The organism is Inquilinus limosus MP06, assembly GCF_000767795.1.
GTDB lineage: Bacteria > Pseudomonadota > Alphaproteobacteria > DSM-16000 > Inquilinaceae > Inquilinus > Inquilinus limosus_E.
Window position 1 is genome coordinate 1 of record NZ_JANX01000275.1, and the last position, 7,975, is coordinate 7,975.

Below are 7,975 nucleotides of genomic sequence, written 5' to 3' on the forward strand. Positions count from 1 at the left end.
GGCAGCACCGGCCGGCCCAGCACCAGGCGGGCCAGCGCGATCACGATCAGCGGCTGCACCGCGCCGAGCGTCGCGGCGACCCCGCCCGGCAGGCGGTAGGCGGAGACGAACAGCAAGGCCCAGAAGATCGAGAAGTTCAGGGCGCCGAGGATGAAGGCCCGGCCCCACCAGATGCCTGTCGGCAGGGTCCGGACCAGGGCCAGGAGCAGCAGCCCGGCCGGCAGGGCGCGCAGCATCGCCACCGTCAGCGGGTAGCCCTGCGGCAGGAATTCGGTGGTGACGTAGTAGGTGGTGCCCCAGATCGCCGGTGCGATGGCGGTCGTCAGGATCGCCGCGGCCTGGCTGGTATTCGCCGTCACAGTCTGCTGGGCAAGGGTCGTCGTCACGGGCGTCTCACGCGAAATCCGAGGCGCTCTGCCTCCTGTCGCCGACAGATATTCTCTTCACCTCGGAGAGATAATGCTAGGAGTGGTGTTGACACTCGCCACCATGAGTGAACGATATGGACCATATGGTCGCGCTGCGTGTGTTTCGGACGGTGGTGGAGCAGGGCAGCTTCGCCCTTGCCGGCAAGATGTTGCAGCTGTCCCCGGCCGCGGTCAGCAAGAACATCGGCGAGCTGGAGCGGCATGTGCAGGCCCGGCTCCTGAACCGCACCACGCGCCGGATGAGCCTGACCGAGGCCGGCTCGATCTATTATCAGCAGGTCCGCCGCATCCTCGACGACATCGCGGATGCCGACCGGTCGCTCGGCGCGCTGCAGAACACGCCGAGCGGGCTGCTGCGCGTCAGCGCGCCTGTCTCGCTGACGCTGCTGACCCTGTCGCCGATGATCCCGGCCTTCCTGGCGCGGCACCCGGAGCTGTCGCTCGACCTCAACCTCGACGACCGCCGGGTCGACATCGTCAAGGAGGGCTACGACGTCGCCATCCGGGGCAGCGACAGGCTGGAGGAATCCAGCCTGGTGGCGCGCAGGCTGATGACGCTTGACCATGTCATCTGCGCGTCGCCGGACTATTTCAGCCGGCGCGGACAGCCGCAGCGGCCGGAGGATCTCCGCGGTCACGACTGCGTCCAGTTCACCCTGTCCGACCATGCCGACGACTGGGAGTTCCGGCGGGGCGGCGAGGTCGTCCGGGTGCCGGTCGACGGCCGCTACAAGGTGGGGTCGGGCCTTGCGGTGCGGGACGCGCTGCGCGCCGGCTTCGGCCTCAGCCTCACACCCCGCCGCTATGTGGCGGAGGACATCGCCCGCGGGACCCTCGCGACCGCGCTGCACGACTGGTCGAAGGTCGAGACCTCGATCTACGCCGTCTATCCGTCGCGGCGGTATCTGGTGCCGAAGGTCCGGGCTTTCGTCGATTTCGTCGTCGACGTCTTTGCCGAAGCCTGACCCGTCCCCCGGGGCGCGCCGTTCAGGGAAGACGCGCCGTACCGGTGGGCGGCCTCAGTGGCCGCCGCCGGCCTCGCGTTCGGCCAGGATCGCCTCGCTCGTCGCGACCAGCACCGACAGCGCCACGCCTTCGGCGGCCAGCCCCACCTCCGGTAGCGCCGGGAAGGTCGGGGCGATGCGGATGTTCCGGTCGTCCGGGTCGCGGCCATAGGGGAAGGTCGCGCCGGGCGCCACCATCGCCACCCCGGCCTCCTGCGCCAGCGCCACGGTCCGGCGGGCGCTGCCGCGCCGCACGTCCAGGCTGATGAAGTAGCCACCCTCCGGCTCGGTCCAGCGGGCGATGCCGGCGCCGCCGAGATGCTCGGCGAACACCGTCTGCACGCGCTGGAACTTCGGCACGATGATCCCTCGGTGCCGCTGCATCAGCGCGGCGATGCCGGCCTCGTCGCGCAGCAGCCGGACATGGCGCAGTTGGTTCAGCTTGTCCGGGCCGATCGACTGGCGGCTGAGATGCTTCCGGGCCCAGTCCATGTTCGCGGCCGAGCCGGCGAACAGGGCCAGCCCGGCGCCGGCGAAGGTGATCTTCGAGGTCGACCCGAAGATGAAGGGCCGGTCGCCATGGCCGTGCCGGCCGCAGGCCTCCAGGATGTTGGCCAGCTGGTGCGGCCGGTCGGTCAGGTGGTGCACCACGTAGGCGTTGTCCCAGAACAGCCGGAAATCCGGCGCGGCGGTGCGCATCGCCGCCAGCCGCTCCACCGTCTCGGGGGAATAGGTCTCGGCCGTCGGGTTGCTGTATTTCGGCACGCACCAGATGCCCTTCACCGACGGGTCTTCGGCCACCAGCCGCTCGACCACGTCCATGTCCGGCCCGTGCCCGGTCAGCGGCAACGGCACCAGCCGGATGCCGAAGCCCTCGCAGATGGAGAAATGGCGGTCATAGCCAGGGACCGGGCACAGGAAGGTGATCGGGGCCTGCGCCGCCCAAGGCCTGTCGCCGCCCGGCACGCCGTGCAGCAGCGCGAAGGCGATCAGGTCGTGCATCAGCGTCAGGCTGGAGTTGCCGCCGACCAGCACCTGCTCCGCCGGGGCGCCCAGCATCGGCGCGAACAGCGCCCGCGCCTCCGGCAGGCCGCGGACATCGCCGAGATAGTTGCGGCAGTCGCCGCCATCGGCCGACCGGAAGCCGTCCGGGCCGGGCAGGGACAGCAGCTCGTTCGACAGGTCCAGCTGCTCCGGCGACGGCTTACCCCGGGTGCTGTCCAGCTTCAGGCCGCGAGCCTTGAAGGCGGCATGCCGGTCCCCCGCCTGCCGCCGGAAGGCGCGGAGGTCGTCGGTCATCATGGTCTCGAGGCTCTGCATGGCCGTCTCCGGGCGCGATCGTGGCGGAACGATGCGGGAAGACTAGCGATGCAGGGCGCCGGCGGGCGAGGGCGGAGCCATGCGGCGATGTCGGCTCTGCCCTGCCGTCGCGGGTGACCCCGAGCTCAGCTCGCCGCCTTCTCCTTGGTGCCGCCGATCAGGTTGCGCTCGAGCTGCGTGCGCAGGTTGTCGTCCGCAAAATAGGACAGGTTCTGCTCGCGGATCTTGGCGCCCTCCTCGTCATACAGGAAGGGCAGGGTGCAGTAGCGCGTGCCCTTGGTCACCGGCAGCGCCTCGTGCAGCAACGAGCAGGAGAACACCACCGCGCCGCCGGTCGGTGCCTTGTAGCTGTGGCGGTCATATTCGGGGAAGCGCAGCTCGCCGCCCTCGAACTCGTCGGCGTTCAGGTTGATGGTGACGGCGAAGCGGCGGTGTGCCGTGCCCTTGGTGGTGTTGTCGCGATGGGCGCGGAAATAGCCGCCTTCGCCGGAATCGTAGCAGGCGACGATGTAGCGCTCGATCCGGGTGGCGTTGAACTGGAACGCCTTCTTGATCTCGGGCACCAGGCGGCGCTCGATCCGGGCCTTCATGGCGAGGCGCAGCGGCTCGTCCTCGATCGTGGCGTCCTTTCGCTTCTTGTGCGCATGGTCGACCGCGGCGGCGGTGCGGCCGTCCGGCAGCGTCTGCATGAAGCCGCTCTCCTCGCCGCCGACCTTCTTGTAGTAGTCGATCAGGGCGCGGCAGAACTCGGGCTCGAACAGATACGGCACCACCAGCACCGGCGCGCCGGGCGTGGCCGTGCCCAGCCGGGTCAGCGGCGGCAGCCTGCTGACGAACTCCGTCAGGATCTTGGCGTGCTCGACCCCGTCCTCGATCGGGAAGCGGGCCAGCACGCGCAGATTGGGCGACAGCACGTAGCTGATCTTGCGCTGCTCGGCGCCATAGGACGGGCTGATCTTGCCGTCGAAATCGAAGAAGTGGCGCAGCCCCGGAACGCGGGTCGGCAGCCGCCCCGGCTGGGCGTCGTCCTTGTCCTGGGTGACGCCGAAGAAGGTGGCGTGGCCATCGTTGAACGGCCCGACCTCGGCCGCGATCGCCGACAGCAACCGCTTGGACTGCGCATCTCCGGCCGAGCCGAAGAAGCTCAGGACGACATAGCGCCCGGCCACGGTATCGAAGCGGAAATCCGGCCGCTGCGGCGTCGGGACCACGAAGAGCGGCGCGGGATCGCCGGGCTCCAGCAGACGGGACATTCAATCCTCCACGGAAATACGATCCAATTGAGAGCTGCTCGCATATTACAGCAGGATTATGGCTGCCGTCGTGCCTTGTGTCACATGTCGCGCTGACGTCGCTGCATGGCGAATCCGGGCGGCGCGGCGCGGCGCCGGCCGTGCCAGGGTTGAGCGCCGGGAGTCGCCCGAGATCGAGACGAGGTCAGGATGAGCCGCAGCCGTACCACACCCCGCCGCCGCCGTGATGGCGCGGGTGGCCTCCACCAGCTTCCCTGGCAGCTGGTGGAGAACCCGATGCCGCCGGTCGAGGTGCTGCGGCCCGACCAGGTCGAGCGCATCCACGACGCCTCGCTGACCATCTTGGAAGAGATCGGGATGGACTTCCTGCATGACGAGGCGATCGAGATCCTGCGCCGCGCCGGCGCCCGGACCACGCCCGGCAGCCGCCGCGTCCGCCTCGACCGCGGCCTGGTGCTGGACGCGGTGGCGAAGGCGCCGTCCAGCTACACCTTCCACGCCCGCAATCCGGAGCGGGACGTCCGGATGGGCGGCCGGTCGATCGTCTTCGCCTCGGTCGGCTCCGCCCCGAACGTGTCCGACATCGAGGGCGGGCGGCGGGTCGGCAATTACCGCGACTACTGCAACCTGCTGCGCCTCGGCCAGTCGCTGAACGCGATGCACATCTTCGGCGGCTATCCGGTCGAGCCGGTGGACCTGCATCCCTCGACCCGGCATCTCGACGCGCTGCGCGCCTTCGTCACCCTGTCGGACAAGCCGTTCCACGCCTACGCGCTGGGCCGGGTGCGGATGCGCGACGGCATCGAGATCGCCCGCATCGCCCGGGGCGTGAGCCGGGAGCAGCTGGAACGCGAGCCCAGCCTGTTCACCGTGGTCAATACCTCCTCGCCGCTGCGCCTGGACGGGCCGATGATCGAGGGCCTGATCGAGATGGCGAAGGCCGGGCAGATCGTGACGGTCACGCCCTTCACCCTATCCGGCGCCATGGCCCCGGCGACGCTGGCCGGCGCGCTGGCGCAGCAAAATGCCGAGGCGCTGGCGACCATCGCCCTGATCCAGCTGGTCAAGCCCGGCGCGCCGGTGATGTATGGCGGCTTCACCTCGAATGTCGACATGAAGTCCGGGGCACCGGCCTTCGGCACGCCGGAATACGCCAAGGCGGCGCTGGCCGGCGGCCAGCTGGCCCGGCGCTATGGCATCCCCTACCGCTCCTCCAACACCAACGCCTCGAACGCGGTCGACGTGCAGGCGACCTATGAGAGCATGGTGTCGCTCTGGGCGGCGGTGCAGGGCCACGCCAACATGGTGATGCACAGCCTCGGCTGGCTCGAGGGCGGCCTGCGCGCCAGCTTCGAGAAGATGATCGTCGATGCCGAGCTGGTGCAGACGATGATCGAGTTCCTGCAGCCGCTGGTGGTCGACGACGACACGCTCGGCCTCGACGCGATCCGCGAGGTCGGCCCCGGCGGGCACTTCTTCGGCGCGCAGCACACGCTGGCGCGCTACGAGACCGCCTTCTACGCGCCGCTGCTGTCCGACTGGCGGAATTTCGAGAGCTGGCAGGAGGCCGGGGCGCCGGACGCGACCCAGCGGGCGCACCAGCTGTACAAGCGCATCCTGGCCGAGTTCGAGCCGCCGCCGCTGGACCTCGCCATCGCCGAGGAGCTCGACGCCTTCGTCGCGAAGCGCAAGGAAGAGGGCGGGGTGCCGAGCGACTGATCGGTCAGGGAGCTTCTTTTAATTGTCATCCTCGGGCTTGACCCGAGGATCCAGGGGCAGCCAGAGCGGCTCCAGGCGGCCCCTGGATTGCCGGGTCAAGCCCGGCAATGACAGAAAAAGGGGCGGTTCTCGGATCCTACGCACTCCCGATCAAAATCCCCGTCAAAAACACCAGTAGCCCGCCGACCACCACCTGGAAGGTCGAGGACAAGAGCGGCGTATCCATGAAGCGGTGGCGGATCCAGGAGATCACCGCCAGCTCCACCGCCACCACCGCGACGGCGAGGCTGGTGGCCGTCCAGAAGTCGGGGATCAGATAGGGCAGGGTGTGGCCGAGGCCGCCCAGCGCGGTCATGCCGCCGCAGACCAGGCCGCGCAGCCAGGGGCGCCCGCGCCCGGTCAGGCTGCCGTCGTCGGACAGCGCCTCGGCGAAGCCCATGCTGATGCCGGCGCCGACCGAGGCGGCGAGGCCGACCAGGAAGGTGTCGAAGCTGTCATGCGTGGCGAAGGCCGCGGCGAAGAGCGGGGCGAGGGTGGAGACCGACCCGTCCATCAGCCCGGCCAGGCCCGGCTGCACGATCTGCAGCACGAACAGCCGGCGCTCGTCCTCGCCCTCGCGTTCCTGCACCTTGGCCGGCACGTGCTTCGCCTCGAGCTGGCCCGCCACATGTTCGTGCCGCCGCTCCTCCGCCGCCAGGTCGCCCAGCAGCTGGCGGATCGAGGCATCGGTGGCGCGGCCGGCGGCGCGCTCGTAGAAGCGCCGGGTCTCCGCCTCCATCGCCTCGGCCTGCTTCCGCACGGTCTCCAGCGCCAGCGGCCGGGCCAGCCAGACCGGCCGGCGGCGGATGAAGCCGCGGACGACATGGCGGTTGATCAGCGGGATGTGGTCGCCGAAGCGCTTCTTGTAGAGCTCCAGCAGCCGGTGGCGGTGCCCGTCCTCCTCCCGCGACATGCCGCGGAACACCGCGGCCGAGGCCGGGAAGTCGGCGGCCAGGCCCTCGGCGAAATCGCCGTAGATCCGCGCATCCTCCTCCTCCAGCGAGATCGCCAGGGCCAGCAGCTCGCGCTCGCTCAGTTGCGAAAAGTCCTTCATCGCCGTCTCCGCTTCGCTCGCCCTTCGCTTCTCCGCCCGGTGGCGGGGCGAAGGCAATGACGAACGACTCGCAGCGCGGTGGCGCCGGGCGAGGCCGCGTCGCAGGCGGGATATAAATTCATAACGATGTCCTTATATTGTGATGGAGTTCGCATCGGCCCGGCGGTACCGTCGCCTTGCGCCCGCCGCGGTTTCCAGGAAGGTCCGGCCATGACCAGCACCCGTTTCCACGATCTCCTCGCTGCCAAGCCGATCCTGTTCGCCGATGGCGGCATGGGCACCGGCCTGTTCGCCCAGGGGCTGGAGACGGGCGACAGCCCGGAGCTGTGGAACATCGACCGGCCGGAGCGGGTGCAGGCGGTGCATCGCGGCTTTGCCGAGGCCGGCTCCGACATCATCCTGACCAACACCTTCGGCGGCAATGCGCGGCGGCTGGCGCTGCACAGCGCCCAGAACCGGGTGCGCGAGCTGAATGTCGCCGGCGCCCGCATCGCCCGCGCGGTGGCCGAGGAGTTCGACCGGCCGGTGATCGTCGCCGGCTCGATGGGCCCGACCGGCGACATCTTCCAGCCGGTCGGCGTGCTGAGCTACGAGGAGGGCGTGGCCGCCTTCGCCGAGCAGGCCGAGGCGCTGGCCGAGGGCGGCGTCGACGTGCTGTGGATCGAGACCATCTCGGCGGCGGAGGAGATCCAGGCGGCGATCGAGGGCGCGTCGCGCACCGGCCTGCCGGTCGTGTCGACCATGACCTTCGACACCAACGGCCGCACCATGATGGGGCTGACGCCGGAGGCGGCGATCACCCATGGCCGCAACTGCGCCTGCCGGCCCACCGCCTTCGGCGCCAATTGCGGCATCGGCCCGGCCCAGCTGCTGGACAGCATCCTCGGCCTGGTGCGGGCTTCGGACGGCGACGACATCATCGTCGCCAAAGGCAATTGCGGCATCCCGCAATACCGGGAAGGCGCCATCGTCTATGACGGCACGCCGGAGATCATGGCCGACTACGCCGTGCTGGCGCGCGATGCCGGTGCCCGCATCATCGGCGGCTGCTGCGGCACGACGCCGGAGCACATCCGCGCCATGGTCGCGGCGGTGAACGGCACCGCCCGCGGCCCGGTGCCGGATGTCGAGACGGTCGAGCGGCTCCTGGGCCCGATC

Annotated in this window: 7 protein-coding genes; 3 read left to right on the top strand and 4 right to left on the bottom strand. The window is 69.9% G+C overall.

What is annotated here, in order from left to right; translation table 11 throughout:
- On the bottom strand, positions 1-386 hold a 386-nt coding region (locus P409_RS19855; RefSeq protein WP_343285516.1), incomplete at its 3' end, for an EamA family transporter.
- A 125-nt stretch (positions 387-511) separates the two neighbouring features.
- Between P409_RS19855 and P409_RS19860 the strand changes: the two genes are divergently transcribed.
- On the top strand, positions 512-1,393 hold the full coding sequence (locus P409_RS19860) for a LysR family transcriptional regulator (protein ID WP_202964737.1): 882 nt from the start codon (positions 512-514) through the stop codon (positions 1,391-1,393).
- Positions 1,394-1,447: 54 nt separating this feature from the next.
- Here P409_RS19860 and P409_RS19865 read toward each other — a convergent pair whose 3' ends face one another.
- Both P409_RS19865 and P409_RS19870 read right to left on the bottom strand, forming a co-directional pair.
- Entirely contained in the window at positions 1,448-2,752 is a 1,305-nt protein-coding gene (locus tag P409_RS19865) for an aminotransferase class I/II-fold pyridoxal phosphate-dependent enzyme (RefSeq protein ID WP_034842213.1), read from the bottom strand.
- Positions 2,753-2,877: 125 nt separating this feature from the next.
- Positions 2,878-4,005, bottom strand: a complete 1,128-nt coding sequence (locus tag P409_RS19870) for a 2OG-Fe(II) oxygenase (RefSeq protein ID WP_052120985.1) — start codon at positions 4,003-4,005, stop codon at positions 2,878-2,880.
- A gap of 189 nt (positions 4,006-4,194) precedes the next feature.
- Here P409_RS19870 and P409_RS19875 point away from each other — a divergent pair, with 189 nt between their 5' ends.
- On the top strand, positions 4,195-5,724 hold the full coding sequence (locus P409_RS19875; protein ID WP_052120987.1) for a trimethylamine methyltransferase family protein: 1,530 nt from the start codon (positions 4,195-4,197) through the stop codon (positions 5,722-5,724).
- Positions 5,725-5,860: 136 nt separating this feature from the next.
- On the opposite strand, the gene mbfA is transcribed toward P409_RS19875, so the two are convergent.
- A complete protein-coding gene (gene mbfA / locus P409_RS19880) occupies positions 5,861-6,817 on the bottom strand; it encodes an iron exporter MbfA (RefSeq protein ID WP_034842216.1) in 957 nt (318 codons plus the stop codon).
- Between the two features lie 210 nt (positions 6,818-7,027).
- Between mbfA and bmt the strand changes: the two genes are divergently transcribed.
- A partial coding sequence (gene bmt / locus P409_RS19885) for a betaine--homocysteine S-methyltransferase (protein ID WP_034842220.1) occupies positions 7,028-7,975 on the top strand: 948 nt, incomplete at its 3' end.